Source organism: Bradyrhizobium sp. BLXBL-01 (assembly GCF_051853025.1).
In the GTDB taxonomy this organism is placed as follows: domain Bacteria; phylum Pseudomonadota; class Alphaproteobacteria; order Rhizobiales; family Xanthobacteraceae; genus Bradyrhizobium.
The window spans coordinates 6532823-6557157 of the sequence record NZ_CP182471.1 but is presented as its reverse complement, the minus strand read 5'-3'; the positions used below and the strand labels follow the sequence as shown (position 1 = coordinate 6557157).

General features: G+C 63.5%; 21 protein-coding genes. 15 read left to right on the top strand and 6 right to left on the bottom strand.

All coding sequences use genetic code 11. The features are described from left to right. The first annotated feature begins 130 nt into the window (after window positions 1-130). The gene (locus ACNJYA_RS30460; protein ID WP_212254354.1) at window positions 131-439 is read left to right on the top strand and encodes a hypothetical protein; all 309 of its coding nucleotides are present in this window, start codon (window positions 131-133) and stop codon (window positions 437-439) included. Between the two features lie 400 nt (window positions 440-839). Beyond that, entirely contained in the window at window positions 840-1430 is a 591-nt protein-coding gene (locus ACNJYA_RS30455) for a hypothetical protein (protein WP_246570590.1), read from the top strand. Window positions 1431-1487: 57 nt separating this feature from the next. Here ACNJYA_RS30455 and ACNJYA_RS30450 read toward each other — a convergent pair whose 3' ends face one another. Beyond that, window positions 1488-2210, bottom strand: a complete 723-nt coding sequence (locus ACNJYA_RS30450; protein ID WP_212254355.1) for a response regulator transcription factor — start codon at window positions 2208-2210, stop codon at window positions 1488-1490. A 188-nt stretch (window positions 2211-2398) separates the two neighbouring features. Here ACNJYA_RS30450 and ACNJYA_RS30445 point away from each other — a divergent pair, with 188 nt between their 5' ends. Together ACNJYA_RS30445 and ACNJYA_RS30440 are read left to right on the top strand one after the other, a co-directional pair. Next, window positions 2399-3298, top strand: coding sequence for a DUF3313 domain-containing protein (locus ACNJYA_RS30445; RefSeq protein ID WP_212254356.1), 900 nt, complete (start codon window positions 2399-2401; stop codon window positions 3296-3298). Further along, window positions 3298-4662 (top strand): patatin-like phospholipase family protein, encoded by a 1365-nt coding sequence (locus ACNJYA_RS30440; RefSeq protein WP_439401200.1) that lies wholly within the window; start codon window positions 3298-3300, stop codon window positions 4660-4662. Before ACNJYA_RS30445 ends, ACNJYA_RS30440 begins: the two co-directional genes overlap by 1 nt. A 30-nt stretch (window positions 4663-4692) precedes the next feature. On the opposite strand, the gene ACNJYA_RS30435 is transcribed toward ACNJYA_RS30440, so the two are convergent. The 3 genes from ACNJYA_RS30435 to ACNJYA_RS30425 form a co-directional block, all read right to left on the bottom strand. Further along, window positions 4693-5943 carry an ATP-binding protein gene (locus ACNJYA_RS30435; RefSeq protein ID WP_439401199.1) on the bottom strand — a complete coding sequence of 417 codons (1251 nt, stop codon included), beginning with the start codon at window positions 5941-5943 and terminating at the stop codon, window positions 4693-4695. Next, complete coding sequence (locus tag ACNJYA_RS30430) at window positions 5940-6668, bottom strand: response regulator (RefSeq protein WP_260382411.1); 729 nt, start codon at window positions 6666-6668, stop codon at window positions 5940-5942. The genes ACNJYA_RS30435 and ACNJYA_RS30430 overlap by 4 nt, the downstream gene beginning before the upstream one ends. A 343-nt stretch (window positions 6669-7011) precedes the next feature. Next, a complete protein-coding gene (locus ACNJYA_RS30425; RefSeq protein WP_439401198.1) occupies window positions 7012-7302 on the bottom strand; it encodes a hypothetical protein in 291 nt (96 codons plus the stop codon). A gap of 34 nt (window positions 7303-7336) precedes the next feature. Between ACNJYA_RS30425 and ACNJYA_RS30420 the strand changes: the two genes are divergently transcribed. The 11 genes from ACNJYA_RS30420 to ACNJYA_RS30370 all read left to right on the top strand — a co-directional run bounded on the left by ACNJYA_RS30420 (window position 7337) and on the right by ACNJYA_RS30370 (window position 22979). Continuing rightward, complete coding sequence (locus tag ACNJYA_RS30420) at window positions 7337-8014, top strand: efflux RND transporter periplasmic adaptor subunit (RefSeq protein WP_439403490.1); 678 nt, start codon at window positions 7337-7339, stop codon at window positions 8012-8014. Beyond that, entirely contained in the window at window positions 8011-11115 is a 3105-nt protein-coding gene (locus tag ACNJYA_RS30415; RefSeq protein WP_439401197.1) for an efflux RND transporter permease subunit, read from the top strand. Before ACNJYA_RS30420 ends, ACNJYA_RS30415 begins: the two co-directional genes overlap by 4 nt. Window positions 11116-11349: 234 nt before the next feature. Further along, window positions 11350-12189: a helix-turn-helix transcriptional regulator gene (locus ACNJYA_RS30410; protein ID WP_439401196.1), complete on the top strand. Its 840-nt coding sequence runs from the start codon at window positions 11350-11352 to the stop codon at window positions 12187-12189. Window positions 12190-12332: 143 nt separating this feature from the next. Then, window positions 12333-15335 (top strand): xanthine dehydrogenase family protein molybdopterin-binding subunit, encoded by a 3003-nt coding sequence (locus ACNJYA_RS30405; protein WP_439401195.1) that lies wholly within the window; start codon window positions 12333-12335, stop codon window positions 15333-15335. Continuing rightward, window positions 15332-16147 (top strand): FAD binding domain-containing protein, encoded by an 816-nt coding sequence (locus ACNJYA_RS30400; protein WP_439401194.1) that lies wholly within the window; start codon window positions 15332-15334, stop codon window positions 16145-16147. The genes ACNJYA_RS30405 and ACNJYA_RS30400 overlap by 4 nt, the downstream gene beginning before the upstream one ends. Beyond that, window positions 16144-16662 (top strand): (2Fe-2S)-binding protein, encoded by a 519-nt coding sequence (locus ACNJYA_RS30395; protein ID WP_439401193.1) that lies wholly within the window; start codon window positions 16144-16146, stop codon window positions 16660-16662. The genes ACNJYA_RS30400 and ACNJYA_RS30395 overlap by 4 nt, the downstream gene beginning before the upstream one ends. After that, window positions 16655-18199, top strand: a complete 1545-nt coding sequence (locus ACNJYA_RS30390) for an AMP-binding protein (protein ID WP_439401192.1) — start codon at window positions 16655-16657, stop codon at window positions 18197-18199. Before ACNJYA_RS30395 ends, ACNJYA_RS30390 begins: the two co-directional genes overlap by 8 nt. A 30-nt stretch (window positions 18200-18229) precedes the next feature. Continuing rightward, entirely contained in the window at window positions 18230-19036 is an 807-nt protein-coding gene (locus tag ACNJYA_RS30385) for an enoyl-CoA hydratase/isomerase family protein (protein WP_212254365.1), read from the top strand. 75 nt (window positions 19037-19111) lie between these two features. Continuing rightward, window positions 19112-20443, top strand: coding sequence for an MFS transporter (locus tag ACNJYA_RS30380; protein ID WP_260382419.1), 1332 nt, complete (start codon window positions 19112-19114; stop codon window positions 20441-20443). A gap of 290 nt (window positions 20444-20733) precedes the next feature. Further along, a complete protein-coding gene (locus ACNJYA_RS30375) occupies window positions 20734-21789 on the top strand; it encodes a sugar phosphate isomerase/epimerase family protein (RefSeq protein ID WP_439401191.1) in 1056 nt (351 codons plus the stop codon). Window positions 21790-21803: 14 nt separating this feature from the next. After that, window positions 21804-22979, top strand: a complete 1176-nt coding sequence (locus ACNJYA_RS30370) for a Gfo/Idh/MocA family protein (protein WP_439401190.1) — start codon at window positions 21804-21806, stop codon at window positions 22977-22979. 100 nt (window positions 22980-23079) lie between these two features. On the opposite strand, the gene ACNJYA_RS30365 is transcribed toward ACNJYA_RS30370, so the two are convergent. Further along, the gene (locus ACNJYA_RS30365) at window positions 23080-23991 is read right to left on the bottom strand and encodes a sigma-70 family RNA polymerase sigma factor (RefSeq protein WP_439403489.1); all 912 of its coding nucleotides are present in this window, start codon (window positions 23989-23991) and stop codon (window positions 23080-23082) included. Window positions 23992-24007: 16 nt separating this feature from the next. After that, window positions 24008-24316: a hypothetical protein gene (locus tag ACNJYA_RS30360; protein ID WP_172789270.1), complete on the bottom strand. Its 309-nt coding sequence runs from the start codon at window positions 24314-24316 to the stop codon at window positions 24008-24010. Between the last annotated feature and the right edge of the window lie 19 nt (window positions 24317-24335).

The window sequence follows — 24335 nt, the reverse complement described above, 5'->3', positions numbered from 1 at the left end:
ACAGCGCCGCCCGCCTTTCCGCGACCGCGCTGGACTATTGCGGACGCCTTCGAGGTGATGTTGATGCTCCGCCCCACGGAACCGGCGAGCTTGGTTCGCTGTTTGCATCCGGGAAGTACGGTGAACCGCGATGAAATGGATGCTGGTGGTTCTGGTCGGCGGCGTGACGCCGGTCAACACAGACTTGCTGTTTGACAAGTTCGCTGATTGCCTTTCGGCGGAAGAGCAGATGCGCAAGCACTATGCTGACGCTTTCGAGGCTTGGGACAAGTGGGCGGCAGTGAACATCGAGCGGCGTCGCGACTATTCCAAAGCCCGGGAGGCGCAAGCCAAGCGCTTGTTGAGCAATGTCGGAACGTGCGTGCCTCATGGTGACGGCGCCGTCGTGAAGCCGGAGGCCAGCCCTTCACCGACGCCTTCGCCCAAGCCCAGCCCATGACGAGCAAACGAAGCGACTGCGAGCATGCTGCGGGGCTGGCTCGGATGCCGAGGCCGCTTCGACGCAAGCCTGCGCGCACGCTGTGGCATCCGCGCGGCCAGGAGGACGGGGGTCCTGCTGGATTGGCGAGCAAGAGTCTATGCCAGGCAGCTGTCGCCTGACGCACCCGGTTCGACAACTCGGCCGTTCTGACATCTTTTGACTCAACATGCCGACGCGCAGAAACGTTCAGTCACACACGGCCCAATTTGGATCCAGGTGCCCGGATAACGAGCGCGGGTCAGGAGAAGGGCGGCGCTCGATTTCATCAACATCGGACGTTCGTCGGGCAGCTTTCCAAGAGCGGGAAAGCGGGGTCTGCCGCGTCGAAGGGCCTGATGTTCGCGCTGCAGTGCGCGGTATGCAGCTGACCAATGGATCGAAGCCTGGAGCGACGATCAATGTTCCAGAAGGAGGGCAGATGATTTTCGCAATGGTAAGCGCAATGAAAAGCCTGCCCATGTGCCGGTTGAAGATGTCACGGAGCCTCGGTTTTTCGGTGCTGATGGCCGTCGCCGTCGCATCGCCTGCATCAGCGCAGGCGAGCTTCAATAGCGTCGCCGGGTCATGGTCGGGCAGTGGTTGGATGAAGCCTAAGGACGGGCCCCGGGAGCGGGTCCGCTGTAAGGTCGACTACGTTCCCAAGAACGAAGGTCAATCCGTCAAGATGAATGTGCGCTGCGCGAGCGACGCGTACAAGATGGATCTGGGCGCTACAATCGAACAAAGCGGCTCGGAGCTTTCGGGAAACTGGTTCGAAAGCCAGTACCGCGTCGGGGGCAAGGTCTATGGGCAAAATCAGAATGGCGTGATCGATGCCCGCATCGAGGGCGACAAGATCACAGCGTTGCTCGTCGTTCGTACGAAAGGAAGCCGCCAATCCTTCGTCATGGAGTCGCCGGGAGCCTGGGTGTCCGAGGTCTCCATCGATCTTACGCGTGATGCGCGATGAAGCGAACAAAGCGCCGACATTCGCATTCAGACGACAGCCGATTGAGCGGCAACAGGCTTAGGAGTGCTCGTCCAGATAGCTGACCGTGGCCGCGAGCTGATAGCCGCCGTTGCGCACCGTCTTGAAGATGTGATTTGCGCCGCCCTCTGCAAGTTTGCGCCGCAGTCGACTGATCAGCACATCAATGGAGCGGTCTAGGACGTCTCCATCGCGCCCGCGGGTCAGATCGAGCAATTGGTCGCGAGACAGAACGCGACCGGGACGGTCGAGAAACGTCAAGAGAAGATCAAACTCCGCCCCGGTCAAATCGATCGAGTCGCCTTGCGGAGCGACCACCGACCGGGCGGACGGATCGGCGACGAACCCTTCGAAGAGGTAGCGCCCCTTCCGGCCGTGAGAGGGGCGGTCATCGTCGCCGCGTCGGAGCACAGCACGAATCCGGGCGATCAGCTCACGCGGGTTGAACGGTTTGCCGAGATAGTCGTCGGCGCCGATCTCCAGACCGATGATCCGATCCACGTCTTCCTTCAGAGCAGTGAGCAGGATGATCGGAATCCGCGACCGCGTGGACCGGAGATCGCGACAAAGATCGAGTCCGGACCCGTCCGGCAGCATCACGTCCAGCACGATCAGATCGATCTGATTCGTGGCGATCCGTTCACGTACTTCCACGCAGCGGGACGCGAGTTGAACCCGGAAGCCCTGCTCCTTGATGTAGCGAGCAAGGAGCTTGCGGATCTCTAAGTCGTCATCGACGACAAGGATTTGGGGAATGTGCATGGGCGCCGGTTTAGTCCGGTTGGAACAGGCTGAAGGGTAATATTTGTAACGAAGGCTGTCCTCAATTCGGGCTGGACATCTTTCGACACAAATGGCGGTCGGCCAGCAACATTAGGTCATCCGCAGCCAGATTCCGAGCCATGTAGCCCGTTTATCAAGAGCGCAGGGTTCACAATAAGGGGGTCTGAATGCGCTCCGCCGCCGGTCTTAACCATCCTGGTTCATATCCGTCGTTTCCGTATCAACGCCGGTGGCCGCTCGGATATTGCGCTTCGGCCCTGCTCGTCCTTGCACTGTTGCCGGGTTGCGCGACCCCCGCCCTGGTCCAGGGCAACGGGCTCTCCTCTTACGAGGGATTGAAGCAGTCGGACGGAAAGATCACCAAGTCCCGTCTTCAGGTGAAGAAAGAGCAGGTAGCAGCGGCGAAGACGATCAATATCGCACCGACGGCATTCCCTGCCCACGTTGCGCCTGCCCTAACCCATGAACAGCGTATCCTTGTCGCCAATACGGTAAGCCGCGCCTTGTGCATCAATTTGAGCGACAGATTCAGGGTGGTGTCGCCCGATCAACGGGCGGATTTGACCGTGCGTGCGGCCATTACGCGTGCGACGCCGACTGATGAAGTCGCCGCGGGCGTCTCGGCCGCGGCGAAGCTCGGTTCAAGCTTCGTGGATACGGCCGTTCCGATTCCGGTGCCCCGCATTCCGGTTGGGCTCGGAGACTTGTCCATCGAAGCCGAGGCCGTCGACGCCACGGGGCGACAGCAAGCCGCCATGATCTGGGGAAGAGGGGCGAACGCCTTTTTCAGCACGCCGAGAGCATCGAAAGCCAGTGACGCTTACGATCTCGCTCGGGACTTCGGCGACGATTTCGCCAAGATGCTCAATAAAGGTGAAAGTCCCTTCGAAGGCTTTAGTATCGAGATCCCGTCCTTGGAAAAGGTCGGTTCGAATATTGGTCTCGCTCCCAAGTATGCGGCGTGCGAAAGCTACGGCCGCGCTCCTGGGATCGCCGGTCTCGTCGGCGGCAAACTGGGCCTTCCTCCTGAATGGACCGATGATGGTCCAGTGGAGACACGAAAGTAGTGGCGATCAAGGACGGCCGCATCGGCAGACACAGCCTTTGCGGCTCGACCCCGAAGGGCGCCATGATGATGGTCATCCGCGCCATCGAGTACGGCCCCGTCATGTATGCGTCCAGATCGGCGATGCGCGTGGCCGCGCTGTTTCTGATGACCGGCCTTCTTTGCGGATGCGCCTCCATGTTCCCGCGCGATGTGGTTCCGAAACGGCTCATCGACGAGGCCGAACTCGCCGGGATGCCGAACGTCCGGGTATGGGGGGATGCTCCGCCTGAGGCGCTTGCCGCCCTGTCTACGATCAAACAAATCCGGAGGAAGCCGAATGCCGCTCATGGTCGTCTCGGCCAACGACCGGATGAGCTCAACATTCTCGCAATATCTGGCGGAGGCGACAACGGTGCCTTCGGCGCAGGTCTCTTGGTCGGGTGGGGTGATGCGGGCACGAGACCTGAGTTCGATCTGGTCACCGGGGTCAGTGCCGGCGCGTTGACTGCGCCGTTCGTCTACCTGGGGCGGACCAGAGATGCGGCATTGAAAGAGGTGTTCACGAGGTACGAGCGCAGCGATATCTACGATCCTGGCGTCGTAGCGCCATTGCTCGGATCGGGCCTGGTCGACAGCTCTCCGCTCGAGAGTCTGATAGCAAAGTATGTCGATGATCAATTCCTCCGCGATATCGCGATGGAGCGGCGCAAGGGCCGAGTATTGCTCATCGGAACGACGAATTTGGACGCGCAGCGTCCGGTTCTATGGGATGTGGGACGCATAGCCATGAGCAATCATCCCCAAGTCCTCCCCCTCTTCCGGAAGATCCTGCTGGCTTCCGCTTCTGTGCCGGGTGCCTTTCCTCCCGTCCGCATCAAGGTCAGTGTTGCAGATCGGACCTACGAGGAACTGCACGTCGATGGGGGCGTGACTCAGCAGGTTTTCGTGCCGCGACCTTCGACGATCATTCGCACCGACGTTCCAGCCAAGAGAGCCGCTGCACGCCTCTTCATCATCCGAAACGGAAAGATCAACCCGGAATGGGAAGCCGTAGAGCCGGGCATTTTCTCTATTTCTCTGAGGTCGATCTCCACCCTGATCAAGAATCAAAGCATCGGCGACCTCTATCGCATCTATGCGAAGGCCGAGATCGACGGTACCGACTTCAACCTTGCGGCAATTCCGTCGACCTTTCGAGCGACGAGGGAGACGTCGTTTGAGCAGGGATATATGCAAGCGTTGTACACCGAAGGCTATCGTTCCGGTTTCGAGGGCTACCAGTGGATGAAGGCACCCCCGGGGATCACGAACAACCCGAAGCCGCTGGGACGCGTCTCCAGTTCGGCGTCGCCCCCCGCCGGTCAGAGTGCGGAGCTCCGGTAAGTGTGTCCCGTCGCGGTGAAAGGGGACCCGTCAGTGTGGCTCCGCCGGAAGCGATTGCGCAACCGGCAGCGTCACGGTCTGAATCAGCCCCCGGAATGATCCATTCTGGATTTTGATGCTGCCTCCGGCGCGCTGAACGATCTCTTTCGCGATCGTCAAACCGAGTCCGGCACCATCGAACTGCTTCGTGCGCGCCCGGTCGACGCGGAAGAACGGCTCGAAAACCTGCCCGATGAGATCGGGCGGAATCCCCGGACCGTCGTCGTCGATCACAACGACGACGTCGTTCGCGCTGCTTTGGACGGCGACCCGGGCCCGCTTACCATGCGTGGATGCATTTATGAGCAAATTCCTGAAGGCGCGGCTCAGGCCCGTTCGATTCGCGAGCGCGGTCGCCGCCGCAGAGCTGGTCAGGGTGATGTCGTAAGATAGCGTTCGAAGCTCGTCCACGAGGTCGGAAACGAGAATGTCCAGCCGGATCGGCTCGGGTGCCGATTTGCCGGAGTCCTCTCTCACGAGAAGTATTGCGCTGTCCGCGATCCTTTCCAGCTCGTCCATATCCTTGAGCCACATTTGGCGGTCTTCTTCATCCGCGACGAACTCGGCGCGCAGGCGCATACGGGTGATCGGTGTCCGTAAGTCATGGCCCGCTGCCGCGACGAGTCGCATTCGGCTTTCCATTGCCGCCTTCAGCCGGGAAGACAGAGAATTCAGCGCTCTGGCTGCGACCCGTACCTCCGCCGGTCCTGTCACGGCCAGTTCGGGAAGAACACCGTCCGGGCCTACGGTCTCGATCGCGCGTTCGAGAAGTACGAGGGGTTTGACCATCCGGTTCGCGAAAAAGAGAGCGACCGCCATCGTGCCCAGCGTGGTCAGCGCAAGCCAAATCAAAAGGAGATGGAAGATGCCGCCCGCGGGAGGCAAGTCAGGGATTTGCGTGACGACCCATCCTTGATCAACCGGAATGGACAGGAGAGGAAGGTCGTCCTTGCGGGACACGATGACGTCGCGGGGGATCCCGCGGGCCGTCAGCGCGGCGCGCAGCCACGTGGTGAGATTGGTTTCGACTTCACCGCCCGCAGCGGCCTGTTGAACGATGACCAATTTGGGAGCGACCTGCCCAACTCGGGTCAATAACTCTACTTGGTCGACGAGTGGACTGATTGCCTCCCGTTCGTTGGGCGGATCAAACAGGTAGACGAGAATCCCGGTCAGAATGCAGACCACCGAGATGATCACGACGGTGAGAAGGACGGCGAGTTTGGCGCGCAGGGTGTTCACGCCGGAAAGTCCTGCACCCCGACCTTCGCGACGAGTTGATAACCGCCGTTGCGAACTGTCTTGAAGAGGGGCGGCATTCCGGAAGTGTCCAGTTTGCGCCTCAACCGGCTGACGAGGACATCGATGGAGCGATCGAAGACCTCTCCCTCTCGGCCGCGCGTAAGGTCCAGGAGTTGATCCCGCGAAAGCACACGTCCCGGTCTGTCGAGGAAGACCTGCAGCAGGTCGAATTCCGCGCCGGTCAGTTCCAGGGCATTGCCCTGCGCATCGGTTACGCTGCGCAACTGAGGATCGGCCGTAAGGCCGTCGAATCGGTACTTCCTCGTTTCTTGAGATCGAAGACTTCTTTCTGAGCGGCGCCGCAAGACGGCGCGAATTCTGGCGACCAGTTCTCTCGGATTGAACGGCTTGCCGAGATAATCGTCGGCTCCCATTTCCAGACCTACGATGCGATCGACATCCTCCTTGAGCGCCGTCAGAAGGATAACGGGAATCATGTTCCGCTTCGCTCGCAAATCGCGGCAGGCGTCGAGCCCGGAGCCGTCCGGAAGCATCACATCCAGAACCACGAGATCGACCTGTTCTGCCGCAAGGCGCTCGCGCATCTCGTTGCAGCTCGATGCCAGGACGACGCGAAGCGACTGGCTTTCGATGTAGCGGGCAAGCAGCTTACGAATTTCGGGATCGTCGTCGACGACCAGGATCTGAGGAGTGTGTTCGTTCATGGATGCCCTTCACGGTGGCTCGGAAGCACGGTTTTACCGGCAAGCAGGCTCGAAAAAAGCCGGAACTCGTAACGAAAGGCGCCAAGGCACCCATCTAGCAACATTTCGACACAAATTGGCACCCGCCCGAGACGATCCGACACAAATTGTACTACGCGAGCAAACCCCACGTCCTACCCGAGCAGTCGTCGGCCGTTCGAGGAAGGTGATGGCTGGCGAGGCGTTCGGGAATCGACAGGGCGCGGAGAAGGGTGCTGATATGAAAAGAATCCATCGCGGCCTGAGGTCGATGGCGCTCATGACGTCTCTGGTCTTCCATTCCACCGTCCATGCGGAAAGTCTCTCATTCGCGATGACCGTCGTGGCCGCATCGGTCGAGAGATCGGAGGTCACCAGAACGATCACGGCGACAGGCAACGTCGTCGCGTGGCGTGAAATCCCGGTCAGCTCTGAAGCGGGTGGGCTGGCGGTGATCGAGGTCGCCGTGGACGAAGGCGACCTCGTTGCGAAGGGGCAGGTACTGGCGCGCCTCAGCCAGGATCTGACGGCTGCGGCGATATCCAAGCAGAAAGCCGCGATCGACGAACTGGAAGCGAGCCTTGCCATTGCCAGATCGGATGCTGCGCGCGCGCATTCGGTGTCCTCGGGCGTGATGAGCGCGCAAAGCCATCGAGCAGCGCGAGACGCTCGTCAAGACGACCGAGGCCAAGCTGGAAGCGGCTCGTGCCCAACTCGACGAAGCAGAGGCACGGCAACGTCAGACGGTCATCATCGCTCCCGCCGCGGGAACGATCGCCTCGAGATCCGTGGCGATCGGCCAGGTGGTCCAAGCCGGGGTCGAGATGTTCCGATTGATCCAGGACGATCGCATCGAGGTCGATGCCCGCCTGGTCGAAACCGACCTGCTCGCTGCTGCCGCAGGGCAGCATGTGATGGTGCTCGGCCCCGGCGGGAAATCCGAGCATGGATCGGTCCGCCTCGTTTCGCCGGTGGTCGATCCGAAGACGCGCTTGGGTACGGTTCATGTCGCGCTGCCAAACGGAACGAAACTCAAGCCGGGGATGTTCGCTCGGGTCGAGATTTCGGCCGAAAGAAAACTCGCGTTGACCGTTCCCCTGAAGGCGCTGGTCTGGCGCGAAGCGAAGGCGCACGTCTTCAAGATAGGACGCGACAGTCTGGTGTCGTTGGTCGAGATCGGTCTAGGCGCCAGGGAATTGGATGACGTGGAGGTCCTGCGCGGACTGGAGGCTGGAGATCGCATTGTGACCCATGGTGCAGGTCTCCTCAGTGACGGCGATTTCGTGAACGTGAAGACTGCCTCGGTCAAAGGCGGCGCGCTGCGATGAACGGCATCTCCGGTTGGGCGATCCGCAATCCTGTCGCGACCATAATTCTGTTCGTGCTGCTCACCCTTGCAGGGGCCGTCGGCTTTTCGAAGCTCCGGCTCAACAATATGCCCGACATGGACATTCCGACGGTGACCGTCAGCGTTGCCTGGCCTGGAGCTGCGCCGACTGAAATCGAGGCGCAAATCACCCGATTCGTCGAGGATGGCGTCGCAGGACTTGGTACCGTCAATCGCACTCGTTCGATCGTGAACGAGGGCCTGTCCATGACCATGGTCGAGTTCGCGATCGGCACCGATATCGATCGGGCGACGAACGACGTCCGGGATGCCGTCGTATCGATCCGTTCGAAGCTCCCGCAAGCAACGCTCGATCCCATGGTCCGGCGCGTCGAGGCGACGGGACAGGCGATCCTCACGTTCATCGTCGACGCTCCGATGATGGCTCCGGACGCGTTGAGCTGGTTCATAGACAACGACATCGCCAAATCCGCGCTCGCAGTCCCCGGCGTCTCCAAGATCCTCAGGTCCGGCGGTGTCGATGCGGAAATCACCGTTAAGCTCGATCCCGACCGATTGCTCGCTCTGGGACTGACCGCCGCGGAAGTTTCCGATCTTGTGAGAAACCGCAACATCACTCAGCCCGGCGGTCGTGCGACGCTCGGTGGATCCGAGCAAGTCATTCGTACCGTGGGAAGCGTTCCGGACGTCGCGGCCCTGAAGGAGATGCGCCTCGCCTTCAGCGACGGCCGCAGCGTCAAGCTGTCCGAAATCGCAACCGTCGAGCGCTCATGGGCCGAACCGCGACAGAGGTCTCGGTTCAATGATCGGGAAGTCGTGGGCTTCAGCGTCTACCGCGCCGTCGGGACCGGAGAGTTTGCAGTGACCCGAGCCGTCAGGAGGCGGATGGCCGAATTCGGCGCTGCGCACGCTGGCGTTCGGATCCTAGAAGTGACGTCCTCGACCGATGCGGTCATCGAGGGATACGACGCCGCCATCGAGGCGCTCCTGTTGGGAGCGTTGCTCGCAGTTCTGGTCGTATGGATCTTCCTGCGGGATATTCGGGCGACCTTGATCTCGAGTGCTGCGCTACCGTTGTCGTTGATGCCGACCTTCGCGGTGATGTTTGCGCTGAACCAATCGCTGAACAACATCACTCTTCTGGCGATTGCCCTGGTCGTCGGCATTCTTGTCGACGACGCCATCGTGGAAATCGAGAACATCGTCCGGCATATTCGGCAGTCCGGAAAGACCGTTTACGAGGCCGCCATCGATGCGGCCGACGAGATTGGCCTGGCCGTGGTCGCGACGACGTTCGCCATCATCGTGGTTTTCGCGCCGGTCGGCCTGATGCCGGGCATTCCGGGGCAGTTCTTCAAGGCTTTCTCGATCGCCGTTTGCAGTTCTGTCTTCTTCTCTCTCGTGGTCGCTCGCCTGCTTACGCCATTGATGGCGGCCTTTCTCCTGAAGACGACCGGAAAAGAGCATCCCGAGCCGGCGTGGGTGCGGTACTATGCCTTGGTGTTGACCTGGACGCTGCGCTATCGATGGATCACCATCGTCGCCGGTGTCATAGTCTTCGTCGCGTCCTTATCTCTCATTCCGTCCCTTCCGACCGACTTCATGCCAGCGGCCGATCGAAGCCGCACGATCCTCAGTGTAGAGTTGGCGCCGGGTGCGACGTTGCAGGAAACGGACGCTGCCACGCAAAGGGTCGCGTTCCTGCTGAGGGCGAGACCAGAAGTCGCTTCCGTCTATGCCGCCGTCGGAACCGAGACCTCGACGCTTTCCGGCCCGGGAGACCTGTCGACCTCGGTGGGAGAGGTCAGAAGATCGACCGTTACGATCAATCTCGTTCCGAGAGCCGAGCGAACCCTCTCCCAACAGGCGTTCGAAGCCTCGATCGGCCGTCAACTGTCGATCATTCCGGGCGTCCGGATCCGCCTCGGCGAGGACGGGTCCTCCGGCGCGAAAATCCAGGTGTCCTTGTTGAGCGATGATGCCGCAGCCCTTGCCGATGCGGCACGCCGATTGGCCCAGGATATGCGCGCAACTCCTGGATTCCAACGCGCGAGAGTCACAAGCAGTTTCGCCAAGCCTGAGCTCCAGATAACGCCTAAGGCGGACAAGGCCGCTCTCCTCGGAGTTTCCACGACTGCGATCGCCAAGACTGTCAATATCGCCACCGTAGGCGATATCGACCAGAACCTGTCGAAGTTCAGCCTGGGCGCACGGCAGATTCCGGTTCGCATTTTGCTGAACGACGCTGCTCGCTCCGACATGGCTGGCCTGTCGATGCTGCAGGTGCCGACCTTCGAGAAGCCGGTGCCTCTGTCGTCTGTCGCCGACATCAGCTTCGGCTCAGGTCCGCTCCAGATCGAGCGGACCGATCGCACCAGAAGCGAGACGGTCGAAGCGGAATTAAGTGGCTTGACGGTCGGCGAGGCGGAAGACCTGGTCGCCCGGATGCCTTCGATCAAGCGGCTGCCGGCAGGGGTGTTTTACAAGCCTGCGGGCGATTCCGAACGCATGCAGGAGCTGTTCGACGGCTTCAAGCTCGCGGTCGGGTCGGCCATCGTTCTGCTCTTCGTCGTCCTCGCGCTGCTCTTCAACGGGTTCGTTCAGCCGGTAACCATTCTCACCGCGCTACCGCTGTCGGTCGGAGGGGCTCTCGGCTCGTTGCTGATGACGCAGATGTCGATCTCCCTGCCGGTCATGATCGGGCTGCTCATGCTCATGGGAATTGCGGCGAAGAACTCGATTCTTCTCGTCGAGTACGCGATCGTCGCCAGACGCGATGGCGGCCTTGATCGCACGCAGGCTTTGTTGGACGCGGCCCGGAAACGAGCTCGGCCGATCGTCATGACCACGATAGCGATGAGCGCCGGCATGCTGCCCATAGCTTTGGGCATGGGAGCGGATGCCGAGAGGAGGGCGCCTATGGCGATCGCCGTGATCGGGGGACTGTTCAGCTCGACCCTTCTCAGTCTGATGTACGTGCCTGCTTTTTACACGGTGATGGACGATCTCCAGCGTTGGTTAGGAAAGGTCTTTCAGGCAGACGTTGCGCGAACCGATGAGGTCGTTCGAAGCGCGCCGTGACGTCGCGGCGTGCCGGCTTCGTGCATCAAGCGATCAAGCGCATCCGCGTCAAGGCGAGGATGCCGATCTCGCCACCGCGTTGCGGCGATCCAAGCCCGGCGGACTGCTTGCAGAGCTATGGGCGTGAACGGCTTGCATCCATTTGCGCGCTTGGAATATGAAGTGGGTGCTGCTTATAGTGCCGCACTCGACAAGGCAGCCATTTTGCGGTGCAACGCCGGGAGGAAGGAACTGATGTCGACGGCCCTGCGCATCGCTCATGGCGCTTTCGGCAGGGTCGCTCTGCTCGACATGGATCGTTCGCTGGTCCGCCACGCCCATCATCACTGCCACGTCCTGCTCAAGGTCGAGGGGGCCGATACGCAGTTCATGGTCGGCGACCAGGTCACGCCGCTGACGGACACCGCCGCTGTGCTGGTCGACGGCTGGAAGCCGCATGCCTATGTGCATGACGTCAACCGTCCGCGCACCCTGATCATGGCGCTCTATATCGAGCCGGAATGGCTGAAGGAGTTCCGCCCCGGTTGGGCCGCGAGCGGCGCGCCGGGCTTTTTCGAGCGGCCGTCGGGCGAGGTGTCGCCGCGCATCCGCCAGCTCACGCTGCATCTGGCGGCTGAAATGATGGCGAATCCGAATGCGGTGCGGACCCACGAGCAGACGCTGTCGGACCTGATGATCGCGGTGATCGAGCGTTTCACGCCCTGGCGCAGCTTTCCGACCTCAATCCGCGGCATGAGCGCGGTGAGCTGCGACTGGCGCATCCGCCGCGCGATGGATGCGATGCGCGTGCATGATTCCTATGGCGGCGTCGATCAGTTCGCGAAGGACGCAGGGCTCTCGCGCGCGCAGTTCTTCCGCCTGTTCGAGACCTCGCTCGGTGTCTCGCCAAAAATCTATCTCAACGTCGTCCGCATGGAACGCGCGCTCGATGCTGTCATGCGCGAGGACACACCGCTCGGCGAGCTCAGCGAGCGTTTTGGCTTTCCGGAGCCGGCACATTTCACGCGCTTCTTCCGCGACCATGCCGGCGTAAGCCCGCGCGAGTTTCGCAACGTCTCGCGTCTCGCTGGTTGAGTCTCGCGGGCTGATATTGCGCTGCACGCGCTCGAATGAGACGATTTGGTAAGTCGTGAGAGCGGGCGGTATGGCCCGCGCAGCCCCTGTCCTGACAAGTGTCACCGCCGCGTCAAAGAACGCGTCGGGAGGTATGCCGGGACATGTTGCAGGCGGTCAGATCCGCAGATCCGGGACGAGGCGATGAGCCGTGGGTCGGGCGCTCGATCGAGCGCGTCGAGGACGCCGCGTTGCTCTCCGGCCGTGGTCGCTTCATCGACGATCTCGGTGTTGCGCCCGGCACGCTGCACGCGACCATCCTGCGCTCGCCGCATGCGCATGCCGATATTCTCTCGATCGATGCTGAAGCTGCAAAACGCCTGCCGGGCGTTGCGGCGGTTCTGACCGGCAGCGATGTCAAGGCGGTCACGACAAGCCTCGTCGTCGGCGTGAAGGCGCCGGTCGAATGCTGGCCGATCGCCATGGACCGCGTGCGTTATGTCGGCGAGCCGGTTGCCGTGGTCGTCGCGACGGATCGCGCGCATGCCGAGGATGCGGCCGAGCTCATCAACGTCGAATATCGACCGCGCGGCGCCGTCGTCGATCCGCTGGGTGCGCTGGCGCTTGATGCTCCCGTGCTGCATGACGGCTTTCCCGGCAATCTCGCCAGCGATCGTTCCTTCCGCTATGGCGATCCGGAAAGTGTCTTTGCGGAGGCTCTGCATCGCTTCTCGATCGACATCCGCTATCCCCGTAATTCCTGCACGCCGGTCGAGACCTATGGCGTCGTCGCCTCGCATGATGCCGGCGAGGACGCCTATGAGGTTCTCGCCAATTTTCAGGGCCCGTTCAGCATCCACACCGTGATCGCGCGGGCGCTGAAAGTGCCGGGCAACCGCCTGCGGTTGCGCACGCCGCCGGATTCCGGCGGCAGCTTCGGCGTCAAGCAGGGCGTGTTTCCCTACATCGTGCTGATCGCCGCCGCCGCGCGCATCACGGGCCGGCCGGTGAAGTGGATCGAGGACCGGCTCGAGCATCTCACCGCATCGGTGTCGGCGACCAACCGCGCGACGACGCTGTCGGCGGCGGTGGCGGCGGATGGAAAGATCCTCGCGCTGGATTGGGACCAGGTCGAGGATTGCGGCGCGCATTTGCGCGCGCCCGAGCCGGCGACGCTCTATCGCATGCACGGCAATCTGACCGGTGCCTACGACATTCGTCACGTCAAGGTCCGCAACCGCGTCGTCGTCACCAACAAGACGCCGACCGGCCTCAACCGCGGCTTTGGCGGCCCGCAGGTCTATTTCGCGCTGGAGCGATTGGTTCAGACGATTGCGATTGGCCTCGGCCTCGATCCGCTCGATGTGATCAAGCGCAATCTGATCGGCGCTGGCGCATTTCCCTATCCTACGGCAACTGGCGCGTTACTCGACTCCGGCAATTATCAGGAAGCTGTCGCGCGCGCGGTCGAGCAGGGCCGGCTCGCGGAGCTGAAAGCGCGGCGCGACGCGGCGCGGGCGCAAGGGCGTCTCTACGGCATCGGCTTCACCGCGGTGGTCGAGCCCAGCGTCTCCAACATGGGTTACATCACGACCGTGCTGACGGCGGCCGAGCGCCGCAAGGCAGGTCCCAAGAACGGCGCGCAGGCAACCGCAACCGTCGGGCTCGATCCGGTCGGCAGCGTCACCGTGCACGTCGCCTCCGTGCCGCAGGGGCAGGGCCATCGCACCGTGCTGTCGCAGGTCGTGGCCGACGTGTTTGGTCTGCAGCCGAAGGACATCCGCGTCAACACCGAGATCGACACGGCCAAGGATGCCTGGTCGATCGCGTCCGGCAACTACGCCAGCCGCTTCGCCGCGGCCGTGGCGGGCACAGCAAAACTTGCGGCCGAGCGCGTCGCTGGCCGGCTCGCGCGCATTGCTGCGAGCCAGCTCAACGTCGAGGCCGCGGACATCGTCTTCGCAAAGGGTTTTGTGGCCTCAAAGCATAATCCCGAGAACCGGATCGCGTTCTCGCGCGTCGCTGCGCTCAGCCATTGGTCACCGGGCTCGCTCCCTGATGATGCCGGTCAGACCATCCGCGAGACCGTGTTCTGGACGCCGCCGGAGCTGATGCCGCCCGACGATGAGGACCGCATCAACTCCTCGCTCTGCCACGGTTTCATCTTCGACTTCTGCGGCGTCGAGATCGATCCCGTCACGCTGGAGACGCGGATCGACCGCTACGTCACCATGCACGACTGCGGCACCATTTTGCATCCCGGCATGGTCAACGGCCAGATCCGCGGCGGCTTCACCCAGGCGCTCGGCGCCGCTCTCCTCGAGGAATATGCCTACGCCGAGGACGGCAGCTTCCTGACGGGAACGTTCGCCGACTATCTGCTGCCGACCACAACCGAGGTGCCGGAGCCCGAGATCTTCCACATGGAGACGCCGTCGCCATTCACGCCGCTCGGTGCCAAGGGCGTGGGCGAGGGCAATTGCATGTCGACGCCGGTGTGCCTCGCCAATGCGGTTGCGGATGCGCTCGGCGTCGCCGATATCACCTTGCCGCTGGTGCCGGCGCGGCTCGCCGAGCTGGTGCGCGGCGTCGAGCCGCCGCCTCCGGCGGGCGGCGCGACCTCGGCCCCCGTTCGTGACGGCGACAGGCGGCTGCGCGGCGAAGGACAGGCCACGGTGAAGGGCGCGCCGGAGCAGGTCTGGGCGATGCTGCTCGATCCGGCCACGCTGCAATCGGTCATTCCCGGCTGCCAGCGCGTCGACAAGGTCACCGACACGCATTTCCGCGCGGACGTCACGCTCGGCATCGGCCCCGTCACCGGCCGCTATCGCGCGGATGTCGAGCTGTTCGATCTCGACCCGCCACGCGCGGTCACCTTGCGCGGTGGGGCCACCGGCGCGCTCGGTTTCGGCAGCGCGGAGGGGCGCATCACGCTTGCGCCCGACGGCAATGGCGGAACAAGCCTGACCTACAGCTATGACGCCGCTATCGGCGGCAAGGTCGCCAGCATCGGCGGCCGTCTGCTTGATGGCGCGACACGCGTGATCATCGGCCAGTTTTTCACCGCGCTGGCCCGCAAGGCCGGCGGCGGCGGTGCTTCGGGTGGAGGCTTCTCGCTGTTCGCGCTGCTGGTAAAGGTCGCCGGCTTGTTCGGGGGGCGCCGATGAAGCCGCCCGCATTCGACTATCTCCGCGCCGAGAGCATCGGTGACGTCCTCGAAGGCCTCGCGCAGCAGGGCGGCGATGCCCGCGTCCTTGCCGGCGGCCAGTCGCTGATGGCGATGCTCAACATGCGCCTCGCCAAGCCGAAGCTTCTCATCGACATCATGCGGATCAGGGAGCTGCGCCAGATCGAGCGGAAGGGCGATAGCATCGTCATCGGCGCCGGCGTGCGGCAGGCCGATCTCCTGGCCTGGCCGGGTCTCGCCGAGGCGCTGCCGCTCGTGGCGCTGGCGCTGCCCTGGGTCGGGCACATGCAGACCCGCAGCCGCGGCACCATCTGCGGTTCGCTCGCGCATGCCGATCCCAGTGCCGAGATGCCGCTCGCGCTGGTCGCGCTTGATGGCGAGGTGCTGTTGCGCAACGCTAAACGACGCCGCCGCATCGCGGCCAAAGATTTCTTTGCCGGCATGATGCTGACCGCGCGCGCCGATGACGAGCTGATCGAGGGCATCTCGCTGCCGGGGGTGAAGGGATTGCGCGTCGCCTTCCGCGAGGTCGCGCGCCGGCACGGCGACTTCGCCATTGTTGCCTGCGCCGCGATGAAGACGCCGACGGGCGTGCGGCTCGCCGTCGGCGGCGTCGCGGATGTTCCGACCGCGCGCGACTGGCCGCGGCTGGAGGGAAGCGCGCTCGACGATGCCCTCAACGCCTTTGCCTGGGAGCTTGGCGCGCGCGACGACGTCCACGCCACGGCGCGCTATCGCCGTGACCTCGTGCGCATGATCGGCCGCGACCTGATCGGCGAGGTGCTGCAATGACGCGCCTCGAGGCCGACCGCCGCCATCCCGTCCGCTTCACGCTCAACGGCAAGCCCGTCGAGGCGGAGGCCGAGCCGCGCATGCTGCTGTCCGATTTCCTGCGTCACCAGCTGGGCGCGACCGGTACCCATGTCGGCTGCGAGCACGGCGTCTGCGGTGCCTGCACTGTCGTCGTCGACGGCATGCTGACACGGTCCTGTCTGACGCTCGCCGCGCAGGTCGATGGCTGCGAGCTCAAGACCGTCGAAGGCCTCGCACCGTCGGCCGACAGGCTCGGCGTGCTGCAGCAGGCGTTCCGTCGCAACCACGCGCTCCAGTGCGGCTTCTGCACCGCCGGCATTTTGATGTCGCTCGATCATTATCTCGCGAAGAACCCGGCGCCGACCGAGGCGGAGATCCGCGATCTCCTTAGCGGCCATATCTGCCGCTGCACCGGCTACACGCCGATCATCCAGGCGGCGCTGGATGCCGCCGCCGAGCTTGCTTCATCCAACAAAGAGACGTCCGATGCTTGATCTCGCCAGCAGCTTCATTGCCAGCGCCGCGCGCGATCCTCACGCCGTTGCCCTGGTCGACGGCGAACTCCGCCTGACCTACCGGCAATGGTACGACAGAATTTCTGCCCTCGTCGCCTCGTTCGACCGCCTTCGCCTCAAGCCCGCCGATCACGTCGTCACGTTGCTGCAGAACCGCTGGGAAGCGGCGACGATGCACTGGGCCTGCCAGTTCGCAGGCCTCGTGATCACGCCCATCAACTGGCGTGCCACGGCCGACGAGCTCGACTATTGCATCGAGAATGCCGAGGCCTGCGCGGTCTTCCATCAGGACATCTCCGCCGAGGCCGTGCAGGGCTCGGCGCTGGCAGGCAAGCTGCTGCGCGTGTCCGTCGATCCCGGCACGGGCGATGCAACCAGCTTCGCCGATCTGATCAGGGACCGCGTCCCCGATGCCGAGCCGCGCGTCGGAGCCGATGCCTGGTCGATCATGCTCTATACCTCGGGCACGACGTCGCGTCCCAAAGGCGTGCCGCGGCGGCATCGCGCCGAACGCGCCGCCGCGATCGCCCATGTCGCGCAAAATCTCTACGGCCGAGGTGAGCGCACGCTCGGCGTGATGCCGCTCTATCACACCATGGGCGTCCGCTCGCTGCTGGCGATGTCGTTGATCGGCGGCACGTTCATCTGCCTGCCGCGCTATGACAGTCGCCAGGCGCTGGCGCTGATCGAGAAGGAAGCGATCACCAATCTTTATCTGGTGCCGACGCTTTATCACGATCTCGTCCATCACGATGCCTTTGCCGGGACCAACGTCTCCACCGTGCGCAAGCTCGGCTTCGCCGGCGCGTCGATGACCGATGGCCTGCTGAAGAAGCTGAACGAGGCGTTCAAGCCAAGCCTGTTCGTCAATCACTATGGCAGCTCCGAGATCTACACCTTTACGATCGATCAGAACGCGGCCGCAAAGCCCGGCTCGGCCGGCAAGGCGGGGCTCAACCAGCACGTCAAGGTCGTGCGCATCGGCGCGAAGTCGGTGGCGGAGCTTGCCGCCGTCGGCGAGGAGGGCGAGATCATCGCCACGCTCAAAGGCGACGAGGCCTTCGAAGGCTATTGGCGCCGTCCCGAAGCGGACGCCAAGTCGTTGCGCGAAGGCTGGTATTTCACCGGCGATACCGGCTTCGTCGATCCCGACGGCGATCTGTTCGTCACCGGCCGGGTCGACGACATGATCATCACCGGCGGCGAAAACGTCTCGCCGGTCGAGATCGAGAGTTGCCTGTCGCTGCATCCAGCCGTGGACGAGGTCGCGGTCGTCGGCGTCGCGGACGAGAAATGGGGCAAGGTCGTCGCCGCCTTCGTCAAGCGCAACCGCGCGGTGTCTGAAGTCGAGCTGGAGCAGTTCTGCCGCACTTCGGGCCTTGCCAATTTCAAGCGGCCGCGCCGCTACGTCTTCGTCGACGCGATCCCGAAATCGCCGGTCGGAAAGCTGCTGCGGCGACTGCTCGTCGCCGGAGAATACGAGGCCGAGCGCCTGCCGCCGTCGGACGCGGCCTGATCATTATCCATTCAACAGAAGGAAGCACAGATGCCGTCACCCTACACATTCGCCGATCCCCGGCTCGCAAAGCTCGACGGGTTCAAGGTCGAGATCGACGAGGCGCATGAGCGCGCCGACATCATCCTGGGACGTCCACCCTACAACGTCGTGGCGATGCCGCAGCGCGACCAGCTGCGCCTGACCTTCGAGACGCTTGACGAGGATCCGCGCGTGCGCGTCATCGTCGTGCGCGGCGAGGGCGAGCATTTCTCCAGCGGCGGCAATATCGGCGGCTTCATGGCAGCGAGCCCGGAGCACGTCTCCAAGCTCGCCTGGAACATCGCGGCGCCGGCGCGTTGCGCAAAACCCGTGATCGTCGCCAATCGCGGCTATTGCTTCGGCGTCGGTTTCGAGCTGTCGCTCGCCTGCGACTTCCGCATCGCATCCGAGACCACGCAATACGCGCTGCCGGAGCAGAAGCTCGGTCAGATTCCGGGCTCGGGCGGTTCGGCCCGCCTGCAGAAGATGGTCGGAATCACCCGCACCAAGGACATCGTGATGCGCTCCAAGCGTATCTCGGCCAAGCAGGCCTATGAGTGGGGCATCGCCACCGAATGCGTGCCCGATGCCGAGCTCGAGAAGGCGACCGACAGACTGGTGGACGAGCTCCGCACCTTCTCTGCACTGGCGCAGCGCACCGCCAAGAAGCTGCTCAACGACACCGAGGATTCGACGCTGGCGATCGCCATCGAGCTCGAAGGCCATTGCTACAGCCGCCTGCGCCAGTCGGAGGACTTCAAGGAGGGCGTCGAGGCCTTCAACGCCAAGCGCCCGCCGAAATTCGTCGGGCGCTGATACGCGATGCAACGAACTGCCGTGGTTCGCAATGGCGCGGACCGCGGCGTTACTCAAGCGGGGAGGTAGGACAAAATGGCTGAGATGGATATGCCGGCCGCGGGTGCGCAAGCATCGGCCGATAACAAGCAGATGGTCAACGCGATCATCGCATCGGTGCTCGGATGGGCGCTCGATCTGTTTGATTTGTTCATTCTGCTCTACGTGGCGCCGGTCGTCGGCGCGCTGTTCTTTCCGTCGAGCAATGCGGCGCTGTCGCTCGCCGCAGTGTACGGCTCGTTCGCCGTCACGCTCCTGATGCGGCCGCTCGGCTCGGCAGTGTTCGGGCACTATGCCGACGTGCATGGGCGCAAGCAGGCGATGCTGATCGCCATTGTCGGCGTCGGCCTCAGTACCGCGGCGTTCGGCCTGCTGCCGACCATCGCGCAGGCCGGAATTATCGCGCCGATCATCTTCCTGATCCTGCGTCTGGTACAGGGTGTGTTCGTCGGCGGCGTCGTGGCCTCGACCCACACGATCGGGACGGAATCGGTGCCGGCGCAATGGCGTGGCGCGATGTCGGGCCTGGTAGGCGGCGGTGGCGCCGGCATCGGCGCGTTGCTCGCATCCTTCGTCTTCCTGATCACGTCCTCGGTCTTTCCCGGCGATGCCTTCGCCGTGTGGGGCTGGCGCTTCATGTTCTTCTCGGGGCTGCTGAGCTCGCTGCTCGGCTGGTTCATCTTCAGGAACCTCGAGGAATCGCCGTACTTCAAGGAGCTCAAGTCCCAGCAGGGCAACAAGCAGGCGAAGGTGTCGAAAGCGCCGGTCAAGGACGTGTTTTCGGGCGAGTATCGCGGCGTCCTGCTGGTCAATCTGCTCATCACCTTCGGCGGCGGCGCCGGCTACTACCTGACCTCGGGGTACCTGCCGAGCTTCCTGAAGGTCATCAACGCGGTGCCGAACCAGACCTCGTCGCTGATCCTGATGGGCGCGAGCGTCTCGGCGTTCTTCTCGGCCGTGCTGATCGGCGCGCTGAGCGACTGGATCGGCCGCAAGAAGACCTTTCTGCTGATCGGCACGCTGGCGGCCGTGCTGCTGCCGCTGTGCTATCTCAACCTCGCGGCGACCAAGGACACGACTGAGATCACGCTTCTTGCGCTCGCCATCGCCTTCATCGGCAATGCCGGCTATGCGCCGGTGCTGATCTTCCTGAACGAGCGTTTCCCGACCGCGCTGCGCGCGAGCGGCACGGGCCTGTCCTGGAACATCGGCTTCGCGCTGGGCGGCATGATGCCGACCTTCGTCTCGCTGGTGAGCGGCAGCCCGGCGCAGATCCCGATGTCGCTGGCCTGGTTTGCGGTCGGCGTCTTCGCGATCTATCTGATCGGGGCGATCGTGATCCCCGAGACCAAAGGCGACTTTCGCTGACCAAATCGACGCGGCCACCTTGTGGCCGCGTCGATTGATCGAACTGCGGGGCGAGATGGGCTGGCTCAGTCGCAGCCGCAATGGCTCCGGCCAGTTTGGCAAACGCGCTGCCTACCGTGCGCGCGGGCGCTCTCCATCTGTTGGAGCGTAGGATCATCGGTCCCGTCGCGATAGAGAGCTTCATCCCGTCGCGTAGTCCGGTATTGCTCTCTTTCTCGATGGCCGGCATCCTCGCACCCATGATGCGGAAAAGCGATCCCCAAAACGTCCAAGGCAGAAGGAGGCATTCGATGAAGATGATCAAAGGGCCTGCGATATTCCTGGCTCAGTTCGCTGCCGACGCGGCGCCGTTCAACTCGCTCGATGCGATGTGCGGATGGGCGGCACCCCTGGGCTACAAGGGGATTCAGATTCCGAGTTGGGATGGGCGGCTGTTCGACCTGAACAAGGCCTCGGAGTCTCAGACCTATGCCGACGAGGTGAAGGGCATTGCGGCTCGCCACGGCCTTGCCATCACCGAGCTTTCGACCCATCTGCAAGGCCAGCTCGTCGCCGTTCACCCGGCCTATGACGCGGCATTCGACGGCTTCGCCGCGCCGGAGGTGCGTGGCAACCCCAAGGCCCGCACGGAATGGGCCGTCGATCAGGTCAAGCGCGCCATCCTGGCGTCCAGGCGGCTCGGGCTGACTGCCCAGGCGACTTTCTCCGGCGCGCTTGCCTGGCCCTATGTCTATCCCTGGCCACAGCGTCCCGCCGGCCTGATCGAGACCGCCTTCGACGAGCTCGCCAGGCGCTGGCGGCCCATCCTCGACCATGCCGACGAGCACGGCGTCGATCTCGCCTATGAGATCCACCCGGGCGAGGACCTCCACGACGGTGTTTCCTACGAAATGTTCCTGGAGCGGGTGAACAACCATCCGCGCGCGAACCTGCTCTACGATCCCTCGCACTTCGTGCTGCAGCAGCTCGACTATCTCGACTACATCGATATCTACCATCAGCGGATCAAGGCGTTTCACGTCAAGGACGCCGAGTTCAATCCGACCGGCCGCCAGGGCGTCTATGGCGGATTCCAGAGCTGGGTCGACCGTGCCGGCCGCTTCCGCTCGCTTGGCGATGGCCAGGTCGATTTCGGCGCCATCTTCTCCAAGCTCACGCAATACGACTACGACAGCTGGGCGGTGCTCGAATGGGAGTGTGCCCTGAAACATCCCGAGCAAGGCGCGGCCGAGGGCGCCGAGTTCATCCGAAGCCACATCATCCGGGTGACGGAGAAGGCCTTCGACGATTTCGCAGGCAGCGGCACCGACGCGGCTGCCAACCGCAAGATGCTCGGCATCTCCTGAAGAGAGGGTGCAACATGGCTATCGAAGCAAGCAATGACACCGGCGGCCATCGTCGTATCCGCCTCGGCATGGTCGGCGGTGGCCAGGGTGCCTTCATCGGTGCCGTCCACCGCATTGCCGCGCGCATCGACGACCAGTTCGAGCTGGTCGCCGGCGCGCTCGCGTCGGATCCGGTTCGAGCCAAAGCCTCCGCAAAGGAGCTCGGCATCGCTGATGGCCGTGCCTATGGCTCTTTCGAGGAGATGGCGCGGGCAGAAGCGGCGAGAGCGGATGGCATCGAGGCGGTCTCGATCGTGACGCCCAATCACATGCACAGCCCGGTCGCGAAAGCTTTCCTTGACGCCGGCATCCACGTCATCTGCGACAAGCCGCTGACGACAACGGTTGCGGACGCCGAGGAACTGGTGGCGCTGGTCAGGAAGACGGGCAGGATCTTCGTGGTAACGCACAACTACACCGGCTATCCCATGGTCCGGCAAGCGCGCGCGATGATCGCAAATGGCGAACTCGGCGAGATCCGTCTCGTCAAGGCCGAGTATCTGCAGGATTGGCTGACCGAGCCATTGGAAACCACCGGCCAGAAGCAGGCGGCATGGCGCACGGACCCGGCCCGGTCCGGCGCCGGCGGATGCATCGGCGACATCGGCACCCATGCCTACAATCTGGCATGCTTCGTCACCGGGCTCGCGCTCGACGAATTGCTCGCGCAATTGTCGACCTTCGTCGAGGGGCGGCGGCTCGATGACGATGTGCAGATTCTGCTCAGGTGGAAGGGCGGCGCGAAGGGCATGCTGTGGGCGAGCCAGGTTGCCGTCGGCAACGAGAACGGGCTCACGCTGCGCGTCTACGGCAGCAAAGGCGGTCTCGAATGGGCGCAGGAGAATCCGAACCATCTCTGGTTCACGCCGTACGGCCGGCCGAAGCAGCTCCTGACGCGCGGTGGGGCCGGCACATTGGCCGACGCCGCCCGCGTCAGCCGTATCCCCTCGGGTCACCCTGAAGGCTACCTCGAAGGTTTCGCGACGATCTATTCCGAAGCAGCGCGCGCCATCCGCGCGGCACAGGCCGGCCAAAAGCCGGATCCTGAGGTGATCTTCCCAACCGTCGAGGATGGTCTGGCAGGGGTGCAGTTCATCGATGCTGCTGTGAAGTCCGCAACAAGCAAGGGCGCTTGGATTCGAATGACGTAGCTGCAGTGCCTTGGGGGCGTGCCTTGGGGCGCGGCACCGATGGCAACTCCAATGCCCGCTCCGTGACTGAACCCAGTGCATCGAAACGCTGGTCGGGCTCCTAACGCCCGATCTTGTCTTGGTCGACCAGGATGTCAGCGTCTTCGGCAACGTACGAGGCATGCCTGAAGTCCCGTATCCTGGCGACTTTGCCCGACGCCCAGCCGAGCAGGATGAAGTATTTGGGCTTTGAACCGGGGATCGCCGCGGGATCGAGCACCAGGACGGCCGGCTGGCCTTCGACGAGGCCCGGTACGAGGTGCCAGTCATTGATTGTTGCGTAGTTGCCGAAGTACCGGGACACCTCGGCCTTGCCGGTCAGTCGGGTCCTGTTGACCAGATCGAGCTTGACGTCCTCGGCGATCATGGCGCGTATCGCATCGAAATCCCGTGCATTGAAATGGTCGACATAATTGGCCAGCCGCGTGCGGTCGGCTGCCGACAGACGCGGAGGCGGCGCATCGTCGGGTTCCTCTGCAAGCTCGCGCAACTGCGTGCGCCCGCGATGCAGCGCAGCCTTTACTGCGGGCAGGCTCAAGTCCATGACATCGCAGATCTCCTGAAGCGAGCAGCCGAGCACGTCCATCAGGATCACGCTTGCGCGTTGGCCAACCGGCAGGCGCATGAAAGTGCGCAGGCTGGTCGCTGCGATTTGGCGGCTTGCGACCGTGTCGATCTCGTCAACGATCATGTCCACCTCCTGAAGCGAATGCAGTGCCTCTTGCCGGTTGCGCCGGCGCAGGAAATCGAGCGCCGTATTGTGAGCAATCCGGAACAGCCAGCCCTCCGGATTGCGGATCGGGCCGGCCGTAGGGGCCGCCTCCACGGCCTTGATCAGCGCGTCCTGCAGTACGTCTTCTCCGTCGATGGCGGATCCGACCATGCGCGCGCAATAGCGGTGCAGCCGCGGCCGGATAGCCACCAGGAGCGCCGGAATGTCGTGGGCCGCGCTTTCCCGAGCTGAGTTCATCATGCCTCCACCACGAGCCCTATGGCTCCGCCAGCACGCGATAATTGCCGACGACAATAGCACCGTTGCGCACCGGCGGCTCGGCGCAGCGGTCACGCAAACCGCTCTGAAAGGCCTGAAAGGCCGCAAGCTTCGGCAGCGCTGACGAGCCGTCCTCGGCCGTGGTTTCGACGATGTGGATGAAGGTGTTGTCCTCGAGCCGCAGCGTCAAGTAACGCACCCCCTCCGGGTGCGCCGCCTTCAGCTCGGCAAACACCGCCTCGACCAGCTCGGCATTCTTGTCGGCCATGTCGGCCTTGGTCCTGTAGCGGATCACGTTTCGTTTCATCGTTGTCTCCTCATCTCAC